The organism is Xanthomonas sp. SHU 166 (assembly GCF_000364685.1).
Lineage (GTDB): Bacteria > Pseudomonadota > Gammaproteobacteria > Xanthomonadales > Xanthomonadaceae > Xanthomonas_A > Xanthomonas_A sontii.
Window position 1 is genome coordinate 1 of sequence record NZ_AQOJ01000479.1, and the last position, 694, is coordinate 694.

The 694-nt window shown below is 76.1% G+C and carries 1 pseudogene; it reads left to right on the forward strand.

What is annotated here, in order from left to right:
• Positions 1-694: pseudogene (locus tag D180_RS12510) on the forward strand (hypothetical protein); the annotation flags it as partial.

A 694-nucleotide genomic window follows, 5' to 3' on the forward strand; every position in this document is an offset into this window, starting at 1 on the left:
GCGCAGCAGCGGCGAACTCGGCAGCCAGGGCGGCGACGTCGCCCTGCGCAGCCGCGGCGACCTGGCCCTGGCCGGGCAGGTGGCGGCAAAGGGCGCGCTGACCGCGCAGGCCGGCGGCGCCTTGCTGCAATCGGGCACCCTGGGCGCGGGCCGCGTGCAACTGCAGGCGGCGGGCGACGCCACGCTGGACGGTGTGGTCCGCACCGATGGCGATCTGCAGCTGAGTGCCGATGGCCAGTTGCGCAGCAGCGCCACCCTGGCGGCCGGCGGCAACGCCACGCTGCATGCGCAGGGCGCGTTGCTGCAGAGCGGTCAGGTGCAGAGCGGCGGCGCACTGGCGCTGGACGGTGCCAGCATCGCCCAGGCCGGCGTGCTCGACGCCGGCACGACCCTGGCGCTGCGCAGCGTCGGCGACCTGTCGCTGGCCGGCACCGTGCAATCGCGTGGCGACCTCGCGCTGAGCAGCGCCGGGGCGCTGCAGAACCAGGCCCAGGTCGTGGCCGGCGGCGCGCTCAGCGCCAACGCCAGCAGCCTCAGCAACGCCGCTGGCGCCAGCCTGTCGGCGCTGGGCGATGCCAGCCTGAGCAGCGCGACCGTGCTGTCCAACGACGGCCAGCTGTACGCCGGCGGCGCGCTGGGCCTGCGCGCCGCCAGCCTTACGCAGACCGGCTCGGCCAATGCCGGCAGGACGCTG